General features: G+C 62.2%; 21 protein-coding genes. 14 read left to right on the top strand and 7 right to left on the bottom strand.

The window, feature by feature from the left end; translation table 11 throughout:
• Nucleotides 1-6: 6 nt before the first annotated feature.
• Both D7I37_RS19400 and fumC read right to left on the bottom strand, forming a co-directional pair.
• Nucleotides 7-696, bottom strand: a complete 690-nt coding sequence (locus D7I37_RS19400; protein ID WP_061795615.1) for a YafY family protein — start codon at nt 694-696, stop codon at nt 7-9.
• A 59-nt stretch (nt 697-755) separates the two neighbouring features.
• Complete coding sequence (fumC, locus tag D7I37_RS19395; RefSeq protein ID WP_095097346.1) at nt 756-2153, bottom strand: class II fumarate hydratase; 1398 nt, start codon at nt 2151-2153, stop codon at nt 756-758.
• Nucleotides 2154-2468: 315 nt separating this feature from the next.
• On the opposite strand from fumC, the gene manA reads away from it, so the two are divergent.
• Both manA and D7I37_RS19385 read left to right on the top strand, forming a co-directional pair.
• Nucleotides 2469-3647: a mannose-6-phosphate isomerase gene (manA, locus tag D7I37_RS19390; protein WP_095100132.1), complete on the top strand. Its 1179-nt coding sequence runs from the start codon at nt 2469-2471 to the stop codon at nt 3645-3647.
• A 142-nt stretch (nt 3648-3789) separates the two neighbouring features.
• On the top strand, nt 3790-5313 hold the full coding sequence (locus tag D7I37_RS19385; protein ID WP_061795613.1) for a YdgA family protein: 1524 nt from the start codon (nt 3790-3792) through the stop codon (nt 5311-5313).
• A gap of 33 nt (nt 5314-5346) precedes the next feature.
• Here D7I37_RS19385 and D7I37_RS19380 read toward each other — a convergent pair whose 3' ends face one another.
• Nucleotides 5347-6501 (bottom strand): serine hydrolase, encoded by a 1155-nt coding sequence (locus D7I37_RS19380; RefSeq protein ID WP_061795612.1) that lies wholly within the window; start codon nt 6499-6501, stop codon nt 5347-5349.
• Between the two features lie 102 nt (nt 6502-6603).
• Here D7I37_RS19380 and D7I37_RS19375 point away from each other — a divergent pair, with 102 nt between their 5' ends.
• Nucleotides 6604-7494, top strand: coding sequence for a LysR family transcriptional regulator (locus D7I37_RS19375; protein WP_129544183.1), 891 nt, complete (start codon nt 6604-6606; stop codon nt 7492-7494).
• Between the two features lie 36 nt (nt 7495-7530).
• Here D7I37_RS19375 and ampC read toward each other — a convergent pair whose 3' ends face one another.
• The gene (ampC, locus tag D7I37_RS19370; RefSeq protein ID WP_129544182.1) at nt 7531-8667 is read right to left on the bottom strand and encodes a class C beta-lactamase; all 1137 of its coding nucleotides are present in this window, start codon (nt 8665-8667) and stop codon (nt 7531-7533) included.
• Between the two features lie 192 nt (nt 8668-8859).
• Between ampC and D7I37_RS19365 the strand changes: the two genes are divergently transcribed.
• Complete coding sequence (locus tag D7I37_RS19365; RefSeq protein WP_181907835.1) at nt 8860-9753, top strand: LysR family transcriptional regulator; 894 nt, start codon at nt 8860-8862, stop codon at nt 9751-9753.
• Here the strand turns inward: D7I37_RS19365 and D7I37_RS19360 are convergent.
• The gene (locus D7I37_RS19360; RefSeq protein WP_061795609.1) at nt 9750-10781 is read right to left on the bottom strand and encodes a Mal regulon transcriptional regulator MalI; all 1032 of its coding nucleotides are present in this window, start codon (nt 10779-10781) and stop codon (nt 9750-9752) included. The genes D7I37_RS19365 and D7I37_RS19360 overlap by 4 nt on opposite strands.
• A 225-nt stretch (nt 10782-11006) precedes the next feature.
• Between D7I37_RS19360 and malX the strand changes: the two genes are divergently transcribed.
• Both malX and D7I37_RS19350 read left to right on the top strand, forming a co-directional pair.
• Entirely contained in the window at nt 11007-12626 is a 1620-nt protein-coding gene (malX, locus tag D7I37_RS19355; RefSeq protein ID WP_061795608.1) for a maltose/glucose-specific PTS transporter subunit IIBC, read from the top strand.
• A complete protein-coding gene (locus D7I37_RS19350) occupies nt 12619-13800 on the top strand; it encodes a MalY/PatB family protein (protein ID WP_061795607.1) in 1182 nt (393 codons plus the stop codon). The genes malX and D7I37_RS19350 overlap by 8 nt, the downstream gene beginning before the upstream one ends.
• An 11-nt stretch (nt 13801-13811) precedes the next feature.
• Here D7I37_RS19350 and D7I37_RS19345 read toward each other — a convergent pair whose 3' ends face one another.
• Together D7I37_RS19345 and D7I37_RS19340 are read right to left on the bottom strand one after the other, a co-directional pair.
• Nucleotides 13812-14180, bottom strand: coding sequence for a hypothetical protein (locus D7I37_RS19345; protein WP_061795606.1), 369 nt, complete (start codon nt 14178-14180; stop codon nt 13812-13814).
• On the bottom strand, nt 14177-14773 hold the full coding sequence (locus D7I37_RS19340) for an NUDIX domain-containing protein (protein WP_061795605.1): 597 nt from the start codon (nt 14771-14773) through the stop codon (nt 14177-14179). The genes D7I37_RS19345 and D7I37_RS19340 overlap by 4 nt, the downstream gene beginning before the upstream one ends.
• A gap of 97 nt (nt 14774-14870) precedes the next feature.
• Here D7I37_RS19340 and D7I37_RS19335 point away from each other — a divergent pair, with 97 nt between their 5' ends.
• The 8 genes from D7I37_RS19335 (at nt 14871) to D7I37_RS19300 (ending at nt 20874) form a co-directional block, all read left to right on the top strand.
• A complete protein-coding gene (locus D7I37_RS19335) occupies nt 14871-15626 on the top strand; it encodes a DeoR/GlpR family DNA-binding transcription regulator (RefSeq protein ID WP_061795604.1) in 756 nt (251 codons plus the stop codon).
• 372 nt (nt 15627-15998) lie between these two features.
• Nucleotides 15999-16979: a 6-phosphofructokinase gene (locus tag D7I37_RS19330; protein ID WP_061795603.1), complete on the top strand. Its 981-nt coding sequence runs from the start codon at nt 15999-16001 to the stop codon at nt 16977-16979.
• Nucleotides 16980-16990: 11 nt separating this feature from the next.
• Nucleotides 16991-17305, top strand: coding sequence for a PTS sugar transporter subunit IIB (locus D7I37_RS19325; RefSeq protein ID WP_061795602.1), 315 nt, complete (start codon nt 16991-16993; stop codon nt 17303-17305).
• Nucleotides 17298-18665, top strand: coding sequence for a PTS sugar transporter subunit IIC (locus tag D7I37_RS19320; RefSeq protein WP_061795601.1), 1368 nt, complete (start codon nt 17298-17300; stop codon nt 18663-18665). The genes D7I37_RS19325 and D7I37_RS19320 overlap by 8 nt, the downstream gene beginning before the upstream one ends.
• A complete protein-coding gene (locus tag D7I37_RS19315) occupies nt 18652-19494 on the top strand; it encodes a class II fructose-bisphosphate aldolase (RefSeq protein WP_061795600.1) in 843 nt (280 codons plus the stop codon). Before D7I37_RS19320 ends, D7I37_RS19315 begins: the two co-directional genes overlap by 14 nt.
• Before the next feature lie 76 nt (nt 19495-19570).
• Complete coding sequence (locus D7I37_RS19310; protein WP_061795599.1) at nt 19571-19840, top strand: hypothetical protein; 270 nt, start codon at nt 19571-19573, stop codon at nt 19838-19840.
• Between the two features lie 9 nt (nt 19841-19849).
• On the top strand, nt 19850-20287 hold the full coding sequence (locus tag D7I37_RS19305; protein WP_129544795.1) for a PTS sugar transporter subunit IIA: 438 nt from the start codon (nt 19850-19852) through the stop codon (nt 20285-20287).
• Nucleotides 20284-20874 (top strand): AAA family ATPase, encoded by a 591-nt coding sequence (locus D7I37_RS19300; protein ID WP_061795598.1) that lies wholly within the window; start codon nt 20284-20286, stop codon nt 20872-20874. Before D7I37_RS19305 ends, D7I37_RS19300 begins: the two co-directional genes overlap by 4 nt.
• Nucleotides 20875-20916 lie beyond the last annotated feature (42 nt).

Below are 20916 nucleotides of genomic sequence, written 5' to 3'. Positions count from 1 at the left end.
CAGCGATTACTGCGCGCCGATGCCTTCGCTCTCTCGCCACTCCTTGAGCAACCGGCGGCGCCCGCGCGGATAACGCTGCGCCAACGGCGTGGCCTGGCCGATGCGATCGAGACGAAAATGGCGAAACGCCTGGCGCAGTTCACACCAGGCGATCAGCACCTGAACCTGTTCGAAATAGCCGAGCGCGAACGGCCACAGCGTGCGCTCGCTGGCGGTGCCCGCCAAATCGAGATAGCGCACGGCCAGCTTGCGCTCCTGGCGGATAACCTCGCGGATCAGCACCCGGATATCGTCCGCCACTTCCGGCGCCGGCACCGGGCCAATCAGCAGCGTGCTGGCGTCCAGCTCCTCGCGCAGCGCCGCCGGCAGCACGCCGGCGATTTTAGCCAGCGCGTTGTCGGCCGCCGCGGCCTGCTGGCTGTCGCCGCGCCGGCTGACCCAGCGCATGCCGAGCACCAGCGCTTCGATTTCCTGCTGCGAGAACATCAGCGGCGGCAGCGTGAACCCCGGGCGCAGCACGTAACCGACGCCCGCCTCGCCGGCGATCTCCGCCCCCTGCTGCTGCAGCGTGGCGATATCGCGGTACAGGGTGCGCATGCTGATCCCCAGCTCCTGCGCCAGCGCATGGCCGGCCACCGGGTAACGGCGGCGGCGCAGCAGCTGCATCAGATCGAGCAAGCGCTGAGTGCGTGACATCCGATTTCTCCATAAAAAAGGGCTTACCTCAGTAAGCCCTTCTCCGCGCCGGCAAGCAATTATTTCTTCATGCTGCCGACCATATCCTCTGGCCGCACCCACAGCGCGAACTGCTCTTCGGTGAGATAGCCCAGCTTCAGCGCGGCGGCCTTCAGCGTCAGCCCTTCCTTATGCGCCTTCTTGGCGATTTCCGCCGCCTTGTCGTAGCCGATGTGGGTGTTGAGCGCGGTCACCAGCATCAGCGATTCGTTCAGCAGCTGCGTGATGCGGTCGCGGTTCGGCTCGATCCCCACCGCGCAGTGCTCGTTGAAGCCCTGCATGCCGTCGGCCAGCAGGCGAATCGACTGCAGGTAGTTGTGGATCACCATCGGACGGAACACGTTCAGCTCGAAGTTGCCGGAGGCGCCGCCGATATTGACCGCAACGTCGTTGCCCAGCACCTGGGCGCACAGCATGGTCATGGCTTCGCACTGGGTGGGGTTTACCTTGCCCGGCATGATGGAGCTGCCCGGCTCGTTTTCCGGGATCGAGATCTCGCCGATGCCGCAGCGCGGGCCGGAGGACAGCCAGCGTACGTCGTTGGCGATCTTCATCAGCGAGGCCGCCAGCCCTTTCAGCGCGCCGTGGCCTTGCACCAGCGCGTCGCAGGTCGCCAACGCTTCAAATTTGTTGGGGGCGGTAACGAACGGCTGCCGGGTCAGATCCGCCAACGCTTTGGCGACGCGCACCGCGTATTCCGGGTGGGTGTTCAGGCCGGTGCCGACCGCGGTGCCACCCAGCGCCAGCTCGCAGATATGCGGGATGCCGGCTTCGATATGCTTCAGGTTATGCTCCAGCATCGCCGCCCAGCCGGAAATTTCCTGGCCCAGCGTCAGCGGCGTGGCGTCCTGCAGGTGGGTGCGGCCAATTTTAACGATATCGCGGAAGGCTTCGGCCTTGTCGCTCAGCGTTTTGTGCAGCACCTTCAGCTCGGGGATCAGGTGTTCGCGCAGCGCGATCACCGCCGCCACGTGCATGGCGGTCGGGAATACGTCGTTGGAGCTTTGGCTCTTGTTGACGTCGTCGTTCGGGTGCACCTTGCGCTCTTCGCCGCGTACGCCGCCCAGCAGTTCGCTGGCGCGGTTGGCCAACACCTCGTTCATGTTCATGTTGGTCTGGGTGCCGGAGCCGGTTTGCCAGATTGACAGCGGGAATTCGTCCGCGTGCCGGTCCGCCAGCACCTCATCGGCGGCCTTGACGATGGCGTCGCCGCGTTCGGTCGGCAGCAGGCCCAAATCCATATTCACGGCGGCGGCGGCGCGCTTGGTCAACGCCAGCGCGTGGATCAGCGCGGTCGGCATTTTCTCGCTGGAAATGCGGAAATGCGCCAGAGAGCGCTGGGTCTGCGCCCCCCATAGCCGGTCGGCCGGCACTTCGATGGGTCCCATGGAGTCTTTTTCAATACGAACGGCGGCCATCACTGTCTCCTTAGCATAAGGTCTCGGAATGCAGGGTTACGCCAACGCGCTCACGCCCGTCGGCACGCTCAACCAGTATAGTGACATAATAATTATTCGCATTAAGAGAGTTTTACGTCGGACCAGGCACATAATGATCATCCGCCGCCTGACTTTTGAGAGGCTCGCTATCAGGCTATACTGCGCTGAACCCATTATTTGATCGCGCCCCGCTTCACCGCCGCGGAAACGGGGTATGATGGCTGCTTGCAGGTTATGTTTTTAACCGTATAAAATCAGCCAGTTACTCGGCGAATGCAAAGGATGTTGACCAAGATGCAAAAAATGACCAATTCGGTGCAAAACTACGCCTGGGGCAGCCACGACGCGCTGACACGGCTCTACGGCATCGCCAATCCCAACCGCCAGCCGATGGCCGAATTGTGGATGGGCGCTCACCCGAAAAGCCCTTCCCGCGTGCCGGGCGCCGACGGCGGCTTGCAATCGTTGCGCGATCTGATCGATGCGGACCAGCCGAAACTGCTGGGCGCCGAGGTCGCCGGCCGCTTTGGCGAGCTGCCGTTCCTGTTCAAAGTCCTGTGCGCCGATCAGCCGTTGTCGATTCAGGTGCACCCCAGCAAAAGCGCCGCCGTCGCCGGCTTCGCCAAAGAAAACGCCGCCGGCGTGCCGCTGGATGCGGCGGAGCGCAACTATAAAGACCCCAACCATAAGCCGGAGCTGGTGTTCGCCCTGACGCCGTTTCTGGCGATGAACGGCTTCCGCGAGCTGGCCGATATCGTCGCCCTGCTGCAGCCGATCGCCGGCGCGCACCATGATATCGCCGCCTTCCTGCAGCAACCGGACACCGCCCACCTGGCCAGCCTGTTCGCCAGCCTGTTGGCGATGAGCGGCGAGCGAAAATCGCTGGCGCTCGGGGTGCTGAAAGCCGCGTTGAACAACCAGCAGGGCGAACCCTGGGACACCCTGCGCTTTATCGCCGGTTTCTATCCGGACGACAGCGGGCTGTTCGCGCCGCTGCTGCTGAACGTGGTGCGGCTTGAGCCGGGCGAAGCGATGTTCCTGTATGCCGAAACCCCGCACGCCTACCTGAAAGGCGTGGCGCTGGAAGTGATGGCCAATTCGGATAACGTGCTGCGCGCCGGTCTGACGCCGAAATTCATCGATATTCCGGAGCTGTTGGCCAACCTGCAGTTCCGCCCGCAGCCGGCGTCCGGCCTGTTGACCCAGCCGGAACGGCGCGGCGACGAGCTGTTCTTCCCGATCCCGGTAGAGGATTTCGCCTTCTCGCTGCACGATCTTTCCGCAGTGCCGCAGACCCTGGCGCAGAACAGCGCGGCGATCGTTTTCTGCGTTGACGGCGAGGCGACGCTGGAGAAACCGGGGCAGCAGCTGGTGCTGAAGCCGGGCGAGTCCTGCTTTATCGGCGCATTTGAGTCGCCCGTCAGCTGCAGCGGCAGCGGCCGTCTCGCGCGGGTTTACAACCAGCTGTCGTGATCTCTCGGTAAATTTCTGCAAATTGGTTGCTGAAAGAGAGGGTTACCTTCACAATTGAACGCCTGTGGGCGTTTTTTTGTTGGCCCTACTTTGCCCAGCCCTCGGCAACAGACCGAGGGGTTAATAAAGGATGAACAGAACTATGAAAAAATCGTTAGTCGCTGTCAGCGTCATTGTGGTTCTTGGCGCAGCATGGACCGGGGCTTCCTGGTACACCGGCAAACTGATCGAACAACGGATGGGCGAAGTGGTTGACAACGCCAACAGCCAGTTGAAGGTCTACCTGCCGAAGGCCGGGGTCAAGCTGGGTTACGAGAACTACCAGCGCGGCGTCTTCAGCAGTCAAATCCGCTATGTGCTGCGCGCCGACGGCAGCGTGACCACCGACGACGCGGCGCTGAAGCCGGGCGACGAAGTGGCCTTCCTGGAAACCATCGATCACGGCCCGTTCCCCTTCGCGCAGCTGAAAAAATTCAACCTGCTGCCGAGCATGGCGTCGGTGCATACCGAGATGGAAAACACCCCGGCGGTGAAAAAGCTGTTTGACATCACCAAAGGCAAGTCGCTGTTTACCGCCGATTCGCGCATCTCTTACAGCGGCGATACCTCGTCGGCGATCGACGTGATCCCGCTCGAATACCAGCAAGACAAGTCCGCGCTGAAATTCAGCGGCGCCACCATCAACGCCGACGTTTCGAGCGACATGAAAGCCATCGCCCTGGACGCCAGCAGCGACAGCGCGGTATTCAGCGGCCCGAACGAATTCGGCCAGACCGAGCAGATCAGCTTCCAGGGCGTAAACCTGAAAGGCACCAGCCACGCCAGCCAGTTCGACGTCAACCTCGGCGACCAGACCCTGACCATGAAGCAATTCAAGGTGGCGGTCGACGGTAAAGACACCGTCGCGCTGGACGGCTTCAACCTGGTGAGCAAGTTCGGTGAAACCGGCAGCAACATCGGTGGCCAGGTCGATTACACCATGGATGCGCTGAAGGTGCAGGGCAACGATTTCGGCGCCGGCAAACTGACGCTGAAAATCGACCGGCTGGACGGTAAATCGCTGAAAGAATTCGCCGATCGTTACAACCAGCAGACCATGGCGATGCTGCAACAGGGCCAAAGCCTGGATCCGGCCGCCTACGAGCAGCAGACCACCGACATTCTGCTGCAGAATCTGCCGCTGCTGCTGAAAGGCAACCCAACCGTCAGCATCGCCCCGCTGAGCTGGAAAAACAGCAAGGGCGAGAGCAGCTTCACCCTCGATCTGGCGTTGACCGATCCGGCGCAGGCCGGCTCCCCGGCCGAATCGCCGGACCAGCTGCTTGCCCGGTCGGTTAAAAAGCTGGACGCCAATCTGACCATTCCGGTGGCGATGGCGACCGAAACCACGGCGCAGACCGCGCTGCTGCAGGGCTACAATGCGCAAGACGCGCAGAAGCTGGCGCAACAGCAGGTGCAAGGGCTGGCGGCGATGGGCCAGATGTTCAAACTGACCACCCAGAAAGACGGCGTGATCGGCAGCAGCTTCCACTACGCCGACAATCAGGTCGATCTGAACGGCAACAAGATGTCGCTGCAGGAGTTCATCGGCATGTTCGGCCTGTTGGGCGCGCCGGCGGAAGAAGGCGCACCGGCGCAGGACGCCGTTCCGGCTCCGGCACAGTAATCTCTCTTCAGGGGCCCCTTCGGGCCCCTGCTTCTATCTGGTCCGATACACCGCGTCGCGGATCTGCTGCGGATACAAACCGCACATCCCCTCGAAGGCGGTGTTGGTTAAGACCACCACGCTCAGTTCTTCTTGCGGATCGCAGAACCAATTGTGCCCGTAGACGCCGCCCCAGGTCATGGTCCCCGCACGCTGCGGCGTGGTCGCCAGCCGCTCATCCACCAGCAGCGCGCCGCCAAAGCCGAAGCCCCAGCCCGGCCCCTGCGTTTGCGCCTCTGGCCCGACGTGCGGGCTGCGCATCAATGCCAGGGTTTCCGGCTGCAGGATCCCCTCTCCGCCGTTGCGCAGCGTTTCAACCAGCCGCAGCACGTCATCGGCGTCTCCCACCATGCCGGCGCCGCCGGATGGATAGGCGTTTGGGTTGAGGGCGCGCGAGGGTTGAAACTCCACGTCGGCGCCGAACCCTTCCGGCAACGCCACCCGCTGGCCGTCGCGCAGACGTTGCGGCCCCCCGGCGGTGTTGTAATACGCCGTCGCCAGGTTATCCGCATCCCGGGTATAAAACCCGGTATTGCCCAATCCCAGCGGCTGCGCCACCCAGCGTTCGAACAGCTGCGGCAACGTTTCGTCCGCCGCCTGCTCCAGCACCGCCCCAAGCACGTCGATCGCCAGCGAATAGTTGAATGCGCTGCCCGGCGCCGCCAGCAGCGGCGCCTGCGCCAACAGCCGCAGGTTCTGCTCCAGCGACAGCGCGGACAGCTCCAGGCCGTCTTTGATCCCCAATCGGTGGTAGTCGCCGCCGGCCGGCTGATTCAGGCGATAATCCAATCCGGCGGTATGGCTCAGCAGGTGGCGGATTTTAATTTCCGGCCGCCGGCCATCGGCCAGCGCCGGGGTGAACCACGGCAGCCAATCGCTGACCGCATCGTCCAGGCCGAGCCGGCCTTGTTCAATCATGCGCATCGCCGCCAGCGTGGCGTAAGGTTTGGACACCGACGACAGCCGGAACTGCGTTTCGCGCCGCATCGGCCGCCGTTGCTCGCGATCGGCATAGCCGCAGGCGGAAGCGAAAACCGTTTCGCCGCGCCGGGCGACCAATACCACGCTGCCCACGATGCGGCCCTCAGCGATGGCCCGTTGGCTGGCCGCCGTTATCCGTTGTGCCAATGACTGCTGTTCTGCCGACATGATTTTTACTCTCTGAAGGGGAAGTTAAATCAGTCTAAAGGGGTGACCGTAAAATAAAATAGTCCATAATTTAATGCATCATTAAGCACGGGTTATCAATCCATGAGTTCACTGTTGCAGCTGCTGCCGTTCTTTGAAGCGGTGGCGCGCCTGGGCAGCTTCACCCAGGCGGCCAATCAGTTGGGAGTAACGCCGCCGGCGGTGTCGCAAAATATTCAGGCGCTGGAAAGCCGGCTGGGCGTGCGGCTGTTTCATCGCACCAGCCGTTCGGTGCGGCTCAGCGACGAGGGGCGCATCTTTTACCAACGGGTTTCTCCGGCCATGAGCCAGATAGACGTGGCGGCGGACGACGTGCGCGCCCTGCGCGCTCAGCCGGCCGGCCTGCTGCGCATTACCCTGCCGCAGCTGGCCGCCTCGCTGTTGGTGATGCCGCATCTGGCGGAGTTTCAGCGTCGCTACCCCGAGGTGCAGCTGGAACTGTTTACCGACGATCACTTTTCCGATCTGGTGTTGGGCAGCTTCGATGCCGGTATTCGCATGCACGCCATGCTGCAAAAAGACATGGTGGCGGTGCCGATCGACAACGGCCAGCGGCGGGTGCTGGTCGCCTCGCCGGCTTATCTGGCGCAGCGCGGCGCACCGCAAACGCTGGAAGCGCTGGCCGAACACCCGTGCCTGCGCTATCGCTTCCCGGGCAGCGGCAAGCTCGAGCCCTGGTACTTCAACCTGGGCGGCGCACAGCGGGCTTTGGAGGTCAGCGGCAAACTGATTTTCAACGAGGATCGCCTGCTCAAGGACGCGGCGCTGGCGGGTATGGGCATCACCCAGCGCTTTCACGGCACGGTGCTGCGCGAGCTGGCACAGGGGCAACTGGTGGAGCTGCTGGCAGAGTGCGCCAGCGAGGCGCCGGGATTTTACCTCTATTTCCCCGCCGGCCGCCATCTGCCGCTCAAGCTGCGGGTGTTTATCGACTTTATGCGCGAACGGCAGTGAACGGCCCAGGGGCTGGCGCCCCTGGGCGTGCAACAATCAGCGCTTATCCAGCGCCTGAACGATGCGGTAGGTCGCCGCAACGCGATCGTCGTTGGGGAACCATTTATTGGCCAGCATCACCACGCCGATCTTCCTGGCCGGGATAAACGCTGCGTAGGTCGAGAAGCCGCCGGTCGAGCCGGTCTTGTTATACCAGCCGGCGGTTTGTTCCGGCTGCGGCGGCGTGATGGCGGTCGCCGGGGTGCCGTTCATGATCATGCCGGCGTTGTTGCCCTCGGTCAGCCGCGCCAGCTCCACCGGATACGGGTAGTTCTCCCACATCAGATCCTGAGTGAACGCCCCGGCCTTGTAATAGCCGATGTGGGTGGCGGCCAGCGCGCTGCGCCATTTATCCGCCACCTTGACCTGCTGCATATTGGCGTCCAGATAGCGGATCAGATCCTGCGCGTTGGATTTGATGCCGTAAGACTCGGCGTCCAGCGGGCCGGGATTGACCCGCACCGGTTTGTCTTCCTTGTCGTAGCCTTGGGCGTAATTGGCCATCTGATCGGCCGGCACGTGGATATAGGTGTGGCTCATGCCCAGCGCCGGCAGCAGCCCCTGCTCCATTGCCTGAGCAAACGGCTGGTCGAGGCTTTTGGCGGTGATCATCCCCAGCATGCCGATGCCGAGGTTGGAATACACCCGGACGCTGCCCGCCGGCTGCTGCGGCCGCCAGTTTTTGTAATAGGCCATCAGCTGCGCGTCGTTGGTGACGTCATCCGGCACGAACAGCGGCAGGCCGGAGGTGTGGGTCGCCAGGTTCAGCAGCGTGACGCCGTCGAACGCGCTGCCGCGCAGCTGCGGCAGATAGCGGCTGGCCGGTTCGTTGAACGACAGCTTCCCCTGCTGCTGCGCATAGGACGCCAACGTGGCGGTGAAGGTTTTGCTCAGCGAGCCGATCTCGAACAGCGTTTGGTTGGTGATTGGCTGGCCGGTCTGCTTCGACGCCACGCCGTAGTGATAGAACTGCTGCCGGCCGTCGACCGTCACGGCGATCGCCATGCCCGCTACGCCGTACTTTTTCATCAGCGGCCGGACGATGGCGTCGATATCCTGTTTTTCGGCGGCGTGGCCGGCCGGCAGGATCAGTGCGGCGAGCAACGCGGCCGCCAGGCGGTTCATTTTCGTCATGATAGAAGCTCTTTGGTTGCAGGATACCGGCCGATGACAAAAGATTTTATTGTCATTCTACAGCGGCGCGTCCCTGGATGATGGTGTAGTTCCCTCGCCGATTGCGCTATTACGCAAACGATGCGCAAAATATCGGGGTTTGACGCCGGGTTGACAAGCGATAATAATTTCAGCCAGCATAAAGAAAAACTTATGGCCAATCCGATGCGCAACCGACTTCCCCTCAACGCCCTGCGGGCATTCGAATCCTCCGCCCGCCACCTGAACTTTACCCGCGCCGGGCTGGAACTGAGCGTTACCCAGGCCGCCGTCAGCCAACAGGTGCGCGCGCTGGAGGAACAGCTGGGCATTCAGCTGTTTCGTCGCCTGCCGCGCGGCCTGGATCTGACCGAAGAAGGCCAGGCGCTGCTGCCGGTATTGAGCGACGCCTTCGACCGCATCGAGTCGGTGCTGCAGCAATTTGAGGGGGGGCATTTCCACGAGGTGTTGACGGTGGCGGTGGTCGGCACCTTTGCCGTCGGCTGGCTGATGCCGCGGCTGGCGGCGTTCAGAGAGGCGCATCCGTTTATCGACCTGCGGGTATTGACCAACAACAACCTGGTCAACCTGTCCGCCGACGGCATGGACTTCGCCATTCGCTTCGGCGAGGGGCTGTGGCCCGCCACCCATAACCTGAAGCTGTTCGACGCGCCCCTGACCGTGCTGTGCCCGCCGGCGGTCGCCGCGCGGCTGCAGCGCCCGCAGGATCTGCAACGCGAGCTGCTGATGCGCACCTACCGCAAAGATGAATGGGAGCGCTGGTTCGCCGCCGCCCAGGTGGCGCCCTGGCGCATCAACGGGCCGGTGTTCGACTCGTCCCGGTTGATGGTGGAAGGGGCGATGCAGTGCGGCGGCGTGGCCCTGGCCCCCGCCCGCATGTTTGCCCGCGAGCTGCGGGAAGGCTTGCTGCAGCGGCCGTTCGCCGCCGAAGCCGGCCTCGGCGCCTATTGGCTGACCTACCTGAAATCGCGCGATCTGACCCCGGCGATGAAGACGTTCGTCGGTTGGCTGCGTCGGCAGGCCGAAGAGGAGCTGGAGGGGGGCTAAGCGGAGCCGCGCCGGATCAGCGTCGGCGGCAAAATGACGTTTTGCGGCGGCAAATCGGCGTCGGCGATGCGCTGCAGCAACCGGGTGGCGGCGCTGCGCCCCACTTCGCGCGCCGAGCTGGAAACGAAGGTCAGCGGCGGTTCGGTCAGTTCGGCCTCAGGCACGTCGCCAAAGCCAATCAGCGCCACCTGCTGGCCGTAATAGGCGTCGACCCCCTCCGAGCCGATGCTGCGGCCGCTGCGCACGATGCCGAAATAAGCGCCGAGCGCCACCGAGGCTTTATGGCACACGATGGCGCTGACGTTCGGGTGCTGACGCAGCAGATTTTCCGCCGCTTCCGCCGCATGGCGCTGATGGCAGTCGCATTCGACGATCCAGTCGCTGCGAAACGGCAAACCATACTGCAACAGCGTGGCGCAAAATCCCCCGAGCCGTTCGGCGCGGGTCAATGAATCGCTCTGGCCGCCGAGGTAGGCAATCTGGCTGTGGCCGCGCTTGATCAGGAATTCGGTGGCCATTTTGGCCGCCTGCATGTTGTCCGGGCGCACGACGTCCACTTCGTCCAGGCCGTTGGAGCGCGCCACGCACACCAACGGCACCCCCTGCTCGGCGGCTTTCTCCTTCAGCCCGCCGGCCGAGCGGATGCCGCCCGCCAGCACCATGCCGTCGACGCCGTGCGCCAACAGGCTGTCGAAACAGCGCATCAGCCCCTGGCCGTCGCGCCCGCTCTGGGTCAGGAACAGCACCTTGTCGTGCGCCTCCAGCGCCTCGCTCAGCCCGGCGGTCATTTCCGCGTAAAAGGGCTCGCAAATGTCGCGCAGGATCAGGCCGATCACCCCCGATTCGCCGCCGCGCAGCGTCGCCGCCTGGCGATTGCGCACGTAACCCAGCCTTTCGATCGCCTGATTCACCCGTTCCACCGTGGTCGGTGAAATGCGTCCCTTGCCGCTCAGCACCAGCGAAACCGTGGTGACCGAGACGCCGGCCTGTTGCGCGACATCGGTGATAGTGATCTTTTTGATGGTCATAGCCTCTGCGAACCCGATCCTGGGCAAACTGCGCCTTGATAACCCATGGTATACCGAACCTGTTTGGCCAGTAAAACGATTTACTGGCGCCGACATTGTCGCCGCAAATCCTGCGCCGGAATTGTGATTCGCGGCGCATTTTTGCTAGGTAAAACGTTTTATCTTATTTTTACCTAACAGGGTATCCCTCACTTTTGCACGACTTTTCGCCAGGAGCCGTCGGTTATGCCAGCGTCTAAAAAACAAAAAATCACCCTCTGGGAGTTTTTCCAGAGCCTGGGCAAGACATTCATGCTGCCCGTGGCCCTGCTGTCGTTCTGCGGCATCATGCTGGGGATCGGCAGCTCGCTGAGCAGCCGCGACGTCATCAGCCTGCTGCCGTTTATCGGCCACCCGATCTTCCAGCTGATCTTCACCTGGATGAGCAAAATCGGCTCCTTCGCCTTCAGCTTCCTGCCGGTGATGTTCGCCATCGCCATCCCGCTGGGCATGGCGCGCGAGAACAAGGGCGTCGCCGCCTTCTCCGGCTTCGTCGGTTTTGCGGTGCTGAACCTGGCCACCAACTTTTATCTGACCACCGCCGGCATTCTGCCGACCACCGACCCGTTGGTGCTGAAGGCCAACAATGTGCAAAATATCCTGGGCATCCAGTCGATCGACACCGGCATCCTCGGCGCGGTGATCGTCGGCATCATCGTTTATCAGCTGCATGAGCGTTTCCACACCATTCGCCTGCCGGACGCGCTGGCGTTCTTCGGCGGCACCCGCTTCGTGCCGATCGTCACCACCCTGGTGCTGGGCCTGTGCGGCCTGGCTATCCCGCTGATCTGGCCGTGGTTCGCCGCCGGCATCACCGGCCTGGGCTGGGTGATCAACAGCGCCGGCGCCTTTGGCCCTATGCTGTTCGGCACCGGCGAGCGCCTGCTGCTGCCGTTTGGCCTGCAGCACATCCTGGTGGCGCTGATCCGCTTTACCGAAGCGGGCGGCACGCTGGACGTTTGCGGCCACAGCGTCAGCGGCGCGCTGACCATTTTCCAGGCGCAGCTTTCCTGCCCGACCACCGCCGGCTTCGCCGAAAGCGCCACCCGCTTCCTGTCGCAGGGCAAAATGCCGGCGTTCCTCGGCGGCCTGCCGGGGGCGGCGCTGGCGATGTACCACTGCGCCAGGCCGGAAAACCGCCACAAGATTAAGGGCCTGCTGATCTCCGGCGTGGTGGCCTGCGTGGTCGGCGGCACCACCGAACCGATCGAGTTCCTGTTCCTGTTCGTCGCGCCCTTCCTCTACCTGATCCACGCGCTGCTCACCGGTCTGGGCTTTACCCTGATGGCGCTGCTGGGCGTCACCATCGGCAATACCGACGGCAACATCATCGACTTCGTGGTGTTCGGCGTTCTGCACGGCACCGCCACCAAGTGGTATCTGGTGCCGGTGGTGGCCGCCATCTGGTTCGCCGGCTACTACACGCTGTTCCGCTTCGCCATCCGGCGTTTCAACATCAAAACCCCGGGTCGCGAAAGCGACACCGCCGCCGGCCAAAGCGCGCCGCCGGGCGCCGTCGGCAAATCCGGCTACAACGCGCCGGCGATCCTGGCGGCGCTGGGCGGCGGCGGCAATATCGTGACGCTGGACAACTGCATCACCCGCCTGCGGCTGTCGGTCCACGACATGAGCAAGGTGGACGACGCCGCGCTGAAGGCCAACCGCGCCATCGGCGTGGTGCACCTCAACGAACATAATCTGCAGGTGGTGATCGGCCCGCAGGTGCAATCGGTGAAGGATGAATTAGACTCACTGATAGCCGCGGCGCAACCTGCCGCGGAACTGCAGGGAGCGACACATGTTTGATTTTTCCACCCCGGTCGATCGGCACGGCACCTGGTGCACCCAATGGGATTACATCGCCGACCGCTTCGGCAGCGCCGATCTGCTGCCGTTCACCATCTCCGACATGGACTTCGCCACCGCACCCTGCATTCTCGAGGCGCTGCAACAGCGCCTGCGGCACGGGGTGTTGGGTTACAGCCGCTGGCAGCACGAGGATTTCCTCGGCGCGCTGCGCCACTGGTACCAGCAGCGCTTCACGGCGGCTGTCGATACCGCGAGCGCGGTGTACGGCCCCTCGGTGATTTACATGGCGGCGCAGCTGATCCGCCAATGGTCGGCGCCGGGTGAATTCGTGGTCACCCACACCCCGGCCTACGATGCCTTCTACAAGGCGATCCTCGGCAACCAGCGCCAGCTGCTGTCCTGCCCGCTGCACCAGGACGGCGACGACTGGCGCTGCGATATGGCGCATCTGGAGGCGCTGCTGGCGCGGCCGCAGACCAAAATTCTGTTGTTGTGCAGCCCGCACAACCCGACCGGCAAAGTGTGGCGCCGCGAGGAGCTGCAGCAGATGGCCGAGCTGTGCGAACGCCATGAGGTGCGGGTGATCAGCGACGAGATCCATATGGACATGGTCTGGGGCGAGCATCGCCACACGCCGTGGAGCCAGGTGGCGGCCGCGCCCTGGGCGCTGCTGACCTCCGGTTCCAAAAGCTTCAATATTCCGGCGCTGACCGGCGCCTACGGTTTTATCAGCGACGACGCCAGCCGCGAGGCCTATTTCCAGCAGTTGAAGGCGCGCGACGGGCTGTCTTCGCCGGCGGTGCTGGCGGTGGCGGCGCATGTCGCCGCCTATCGTCACGGCGCCCCCTGGCTGGACGCGCTGCGCGACTATCTGCAGGACAACCTGCGCTACGTCGCTGAGCGGCTGAGCCGGGCCTTCCCGACGCTCGGCTGGCGGCCGCCGCAGGCCACCTACCTGGCCTGGATCGATCTGCGGCCGCTGGCGATTGACGATCGGGCGCTGCAGCAGGTGCTGATCGAGCGCGAAAAGGTGGCCATCATGCCGGGCTTTACCTACGGCGAAGAGGGGCGCGGTTTTTTGCGGCTCAACGTCGGCTGCCCGCGCAGCAAGCTGGAGGCCGGCATGGACAAGCTGATTGCCGGCCTGCAGTTTGTTCGGGATGGCGCCTAAGCCCGCCGTTTTTACCGCACCGCCTGCGGGATCTCCTCCAGGCGGCGATACACCGCCAACCCCCACTCGTCGGCCACCTGCAGGTCCTTGTCCGCGCCGGCGGAAGCGCCCTCGATGCGGTACACCGCCTGGCACTGGGCGATCAGCCGGTGGGCCACCGGATAAAGGTACTCTTGGCAGATAGCGTCGCCATGCTCGGTCGAACCGGCCGCGGCCGCCAGCGGCAGCGCCAGCCATTCGCCGATCACCGGCACATGGCCGCGCTGATACACCTGCAGCGCCGCCTGCTCCAGCCGCCGCAGATTGGCGGCGATGCGTTGCGGATCGCCGTCGGTGCCGCTGCGATAAGGGCCGGCGATCAGGATCAGTTGCGCTTTCATGGCGTCTCCTCCAGGGTGCGGTTAAGGGCGACATACTGCAGCAGCATGATGGTCTTGGCGTCGACGATGGTCCCCCGCCGAATCGCCTGCAGCGCTTGCTCCAGCGGCAATTCCAGCACCTCCAGATCTTCCCCCTCGGCCTCCACCCCGCCGCCGCCGTCAATCCGATCGGCGGCCCGGTATTCGCCGAGGAAAAAGTGCAGCTTTTCGGTCACCGAACCGGGGCTCATGTAAGCCTCGAACACCTTCTGCACGTTTTGCACGCGATAGCCGGTTTCCTCTTCCACTTCGGCGCGGATGCGTTCTTCCGGCGAGGCGTTGTCCAGCAGCCCGGCGGCGGCTTCGATCAGCATGCCGTCGTGGCCGTTGACGAACGCCGGGAAGCGGAACTGACGGGTCAACACCACCGTCTGCGCCTGGCGATTGAACAGCAAAATAGCGGCGCCATCGCCGCGGTCGTAGGTCTCGCGGCTTTGCCGCTGCCAGACCCCGTCGCGCCGCAGATAATCGAAGGTGGTTTTTTTCAGCAGGTACCAGTCGTCGGACAACACCCGGGTTTCGACAATGCGAACCCGATCTTTGGTGGCTATCATTGATGCAACTCCGTCATGCAGGAAAGGAAATTGATACTATCGTGCAATTTCGTGTATGATCAAGATATTTCGTGCAAACAAGATTTAAGGACGTCGCATGCTCACCAGCCAGCGCAAAAAAATCATTCTGGAGAAACTCGCTCAGGACGGCCAGGTGCTGGCCAAGCAGCTCAGCGAAATGTTCGGCTTATCGGAAGACACCCTGCGGCGCGATCTGCGCGAGCTGGACGCCGAAGGCCTGTTGCAAAGGGTGCACGGCGGCGCGCTGCCGGTGTCTTCCGCCATCGCCAGCTTCGCCGAACGCAATAAGCTCGAGTCCGGCGCCAAGCGTGCGATAGCCAAGGCCGCCGCGGCGATGATCCTGCCCGGTCAGGTGGTGATTATCGACGGCGGCACCACTTCCGCCGAGTTGGTGAAACAGCTGCCGCCCAATCTGAACGCCACCATCGTCACCCACAGCCCCAGCGTGGCGGTCGGGTTGGTTGAGCATCCCTCGGTGGAGGTGATCCTGATCGGCGGCCGGTTGTACAAACATTCGATCGTCAGCGTCGGCGCCGCCGCGGTGGAGGCGATGTCGCATATCCGCGCGGATATCTACTTTATGGGCGTTACCGGGGTGCATCCCACCGCCGGGCTGAGCACCGGCGATCTGGAAGAGGCCTATATCAAACGCGCGTTGGCGGCCCGGGCGGCGGAAACCGTGGTGCTGGCCTCGGCCGCCAAGCTCAACGCCGCTTCGCAGTATGCGATTGGCGATATCAGCCTGGCGCAAACCATCATCGTCGAACGCGCCACCGACGACGCGCTGACGGCGCCGCTGCTGCAGGCCGGCGTTAGCGTGCTGAAAGCCTGATGCGCCGCCTGCCGGGCCGCCCGCGTGCGGGCCGCAGGCGCAATCCGGCGCTGCATAGCGGCTAAGCCGCGATAAAATGCGAGTAATATCACAATTCTTTCACCCGACCGGTCGCCGCCGGATTATTTTTCCCTTCCCGTGCGCCATTCAGCCAATGATTGGCTCAACCCAATGATTTAAATAAAAATTCCGTTTCCATTCATTTACCCGACCGCGGATTAAAATGTGACTGATATCACTTAAATGCGGCTGACGCAGAGGCTGTCAAGCCAGCGCGGAACTATTTTTGTGATTGTTTTGTGATGTCGCCTGCAAATTTTGCCCATGCCAAAAATAACAATGGCGTCAACGGAAATTGCGGGAGAAATCAGAATGAAGCTCGGCATGATAATAAGCGGTGGCGACGTCACCGGCATTAACAACTTTATTTTCCAGCTCGCCAAGCTGACCCAGGCTGAGATGGTTTTATTCGATGGTGGAATATCCGGACTTTTAGCCAATCGGCACCATTCCATTTCGTTTCGCGATCTGGCTGACTTTTCCATTTCGCCGATGCCGGTTATTTCTTCGGGGCGCACCGAGCGAAAATTGCAGGCCGCTGAATATGAAACCATCGCCAAACAGCTTAAAACCTTGCATGTCGACGTGCTTATTATGGCCGGCGGCGACGGCTCGCTGCAGTTCCTGAATACGCTCAGCGAATTCGGCGTCAATTGCTTCGGCGTGGGCATGACCATCGACAACGACGTTTACGGCAGTTGCTACACCATCGGCTTTTCCACCGCCTGCGAGCAGATCGTCAAAGAGGTCTCCAGGCTGCGGAACACCGGGCGCGCCCTGCCGGGCCGGGTGTTTATGGTCGAGCTGCTGGGCGGCTACTGCGGTGAGCTGACGCTGCAGTCGGCCATCAAATCCAACGCCGACTTCGCGCTGATCCCCGAATGCCAACAGCCGCTGCAGGCGCTGGCGGACAAGGTGAAGCGCCGGCTGGAACAGCAAAACAGCGTCGTCATCCTCTGTTCCGAGGGCTACACCAAAGAATACTCGCCCGGCTTTCAGGGCGCTATCGACACCATGATAGCCAGGCTGGAACCGAAGATCGGCGTGCGCATCCGCAAAACCATCGTCGGCTACGGCCTGCGTAACGGCGATCCCACTGGAGAAGAAATTTATCAGGGCACAATCATGGCCAGCGAAGTCGTGCGCTGCATTAATTCCGGAATGAAGAACAAGGCGGTGATTATCAACGCCAGCAATCAACCTATTCCGATCGATTTAATCAGCATGCAAAAACGCTTGGTTAATACCGAAGGACACCATTACAAACTCGCCAGGCAATTAAATATAATCTGAGGAGATGTCCCATGCTTAAAATATTGTGTGTTTGCGGCTGCGGCTTAGGCTCCAGCTTCGCTATCGAAATGAGCGCAAAAGCGGTGCTGAAAAAGCTTGAGATAGATGCCGATATCGATCACACCACGATCTCGGAGGCCGGCGCCTTTAAGTCAGATATTATTCTCACCCAAAAAACCTTCGCGGATATTTTAAACGCCGACGCCAGCGAGGAAGAAAAGAAACGCGTCATTATTCTGAACCGGCTGACGGACAAAACGGAAATAGAACAAAAGATCGTGGCATTTCTAAAAGAACGGGACAGCAAGGAAACGCCTAATGAATAGCCTGATTGATTTTATCGTCCGCGATCTGCTCGGCCAGGCGTCGATCCTGATCGCTTTCATCGCCATGCTAGGGCTGCTGCTGCAGAAAAAATCCCCCGGCAAAGTGGCCGAAGGCACCTTCAAAACGCTGCTCGGCTTTCTGATCATGATGGCCGGCATCAATATCATCGTCAGCGCGCTGAGCTATCTGAACAGCATTTTCACCCAGGGTTTCGGCATGACCGGCTACATCACCGACGTCGCCGCCATCGCCGGCCTGGCCAACCGCGAGCTTGGCTCCGAGGTCGCTCTCACGCTGATGACCATCTTCGCGGTCAATATCATCGTCGCTCGTCTGACGCCGTTCAAATACATCTTCCTGACCGGCCAGGCGCTGCTGTGGATGGCTACCATCGGCGCGGTGATCGGCTATAAAGCCGGGCTGACCGGCATGCCGTTGATCCTCACCGGCGGCGTTTTCGGCGGCGTGATGGCGGTGTTGATGCCGGCATTGGCGCAGCCGGTGGTGCGCAAGATCACCGGTTCCGACGAGGTGGCGCTGGGGCATTTTTGCACGCTCGGTTATCTGGTGCAGGCCGCCGTCGCCAAGGTGGTGGGCAAAGGCTCCCGCTCGACGGAAGATCTGGAGCTGCCCGATAATTTCAAATTCCTGCAGGACACTTACCTGTCGATGGCGGTGGTGATGATCCCGATGTATCTGATCCCCGCGCTGGCCGCAGGCCCGCAGTATATCGCCCAGTTCGCCGGCGGCATGAATTACCTGATGTACAGCTTTATGCAGGCCATTCAGTTCGTCGCCGGGGTATTCATTCTCTACAGCGGCGTGCGCCTGCTGTTGAACGAGCTGGTGCCGGCCTTCCGCGGCATCGCCATGCGCATCGTCCCGGACGCGCGGCCGGCGCTGGATTGCCCGGTGCTGTTCCCCTACGCGCCCAACGCGGTGATCGTCGGTTTCCTGGCCACCACGCTCGGCTCCATCATCGGCATGTTGGTCTTCCCGATGTTCGGCCTGGCGATGATCCTGCCGGGGCTGCTGACCAACTTCTTCGCCGGCGGCACCGCAGGCATCTTCGGCAACGCGCTCGGCGGGCGACGCGGCGCGATGATTGGCGGCGTGGTGCACGGTCTGTTCATCACCTTCCTGCCGGCCATCCTGGTGCCGATGCTGGAGAGCTACGGCTTTGTCGGCGTGACCTTCAGCGATTCCGACGTCATCGGCAGCGGCCTGGTGCTGGGACACGCCTTCCAGGGCAACTGGGGCCTCATCGCCCTGTTCATCGTCTTCATCACGCTGCTCGCGTGGTTCGTCAACGGCAAGTCAACCCAACACCATGAGGAAAAAATCCATGACACTCTATAACTTCAATGAGCTGCTGCCGGTCGCCAGACAGCGCCACTTCAAGGCCATCGGCTCGTTTAACCTGCACTGCCTGGAAATGCTGCCGGCCTTTTTCAAGGCGGCGCGCCTGACCGACAGCCCGTTGATGATCCAAATCTCCACCGGCACCGCCGAGTATCTGGGTTACCGGCTGCTGGTTGACGCGGTGCGCTCGCTGGCGCAAAGCGAGGGGGTGCCTACCTGCCTGCACCTTGACCACTGCTCGGACATCGCCGCCATCCAAACGGCGATCGAGGCCGGCTTCAGCTCGGTGATGTACGACGGCTCGCACCTGGAAATGGCGGAAAATATCGCCAACACCCGCCGGGTGATCGACCTCGCCCGCCAGCACAATGTGTCCGTAGAGGCCGAACTGGGGGCCATCGGCGGCGCCGAGGACGGCAAGGCGGTGGCGGAAGAGGATATTTGCTTCACCACGGTGGAAGACGCCAGGCGCTTTGTCGATGAAACCGGCGTAGACATGCTGGCGGTCTCGGTCGGCACCGTACACGGACTGTATACCGGCAAGGCGCATATCCAGCACCAGCGGCTGGCCGAAATCACCGCCGCCACCCGCACGCCGTTGGTGCTGCATGGCGGCACCGGCGTCAGCGATGAAGATATGCGCCGGGCGGTGGCCGGCGGCATCGAGAAGGTCAACGTCGGAACGGAAATGAACGTTCAGTGGGTCGACAGATGCAAACGCACCTTCGAACAGGGAAAGGTGAACGACAGCGTGCGCAAATTTCTGATCCCGGCCAATGACGCGGTCACCCAGGTGCTGACGGAAAAAATCAACCTGTTCAAATAACGCATCATCAACGCAAATACGTTCAATCATTCAATAAACCCTGGTGCCCCGGCACCCGTCGGGGCTGGAGACGATCATGTTTGAATTTATCAAACGTCGGCGGGAACGGCATGCAACGTCCGCCGCAGAATATGATGCCGAAGCCAGTAAAATAGCGGACGAGATCAAACGGTTGGAATTGACATTGGCGCAAAACCCGCGAGACGGGGAATGCCAAAAACGATTAATGCTGGCATATAACCGCGCGCTGAAAATTTACGCCAAGAGCCTTGCACATCGCCAGGGTATCGATGAGCTGTTCGTCAAAATGGATGAGCTGCGCAATATCATCAGGAAATCACTCTGAGGGAACATGATGACGATAAAACAATTATTGGTCGAGGCCGGCGCCATTCAGGTCGGGGTGCGCGAAAGCGACTGGCGGGCGGTGATTGCCCTGGCGGCGCGCCCGCTGGTCGAACAAGGCTATATCCACCCTTCTTATTATCAGGCGGTGATCGGCAATACCCTCGACCATGGCGCTTATTATGTCTTTGACGAAGGGATCGCTATTCCCCATGCTCGCCCCGAATGCGGCGTCATCAAAAACTGCTTCAGCCTGGTATTGCTGGAACAGCCGATTGCCTTTCAGGACAGCGAGAAAGCCGACATCGTGATCCTGTTTGGCGCGACCGACGGCAACCGGCATATTCAGGACGGGATACGCGCCATCGTCGAGCTGCTGGATAATCAGGAACGTCTGGCAAAACTGCGGGCGGCGACGCACTGGCGGCAGGTGGTGGAGATATTATGAGCCGATTCGTTTCCCCCGCCGCCGGCAAGAGCGTCATTTTGGTCAACGGCGTGCCCGCCTCGGGCAAGAGCACCGTCGCCCGCGCCCTGTCGCAGCGCTTTGCTCTGCCCTATTTGACGCTGGACGGCATCAAGGAGCCATTTATGTCCTGTCTCGGTGACATTGACCGCGCGCAGAACCGCGCGCTGGGCTGCGCCGCCTATCAGGCTATCTGGTCGGTGGTGGCGCAGGGGCCGCAGGGCTGCGCCTGGGTAATCGACGCCTGGTTCGGCTTCCAGCCCCGCGAAGCGCTGAGCCGCTACCTGCGGGAAGCGGGCGTCACCCAGGTGCTGGAGGTGTGGAATCAGGTCTCCGGCGCCCTGGCCGCCGAACGCTACGCCAGCCGGCTGGGGCAGCGCGTCAAGGGGCACCCCGGCGAAGAATATCTGCCGGAGCTGCGTGCGCTGGCCGAGCGGGCAACGCCGATGGCGCTGGGGCCGGTGTTCCTGGTCGAACAGGGGCCATCGCCGGATATCGACGGCCTCGCCGATTGGCTCGCCGCCCATGCGACGCAACGCGACCGGCGGCCAGGATGCCGATGCGAATGAACGGCCGAAAATGCGGCAAACGCCGCATTATTTGTGATTGTC

The organism is Serratia sp. 1D1416, assembly GCF_003641105.1.
Taxonomy (GTDB): domain Bacteria; phylum Pseudomonadota; class Gammaproteobacteria; order Enterobacterales; family Enterobacteriaceae; genus Serratia; species Serratia ficaria.
The sequence above is the reverse complement of the archived record's forward strand: the minus strand, read 5'-3'. Positions and strand labels throughout refer to the sequence as shown.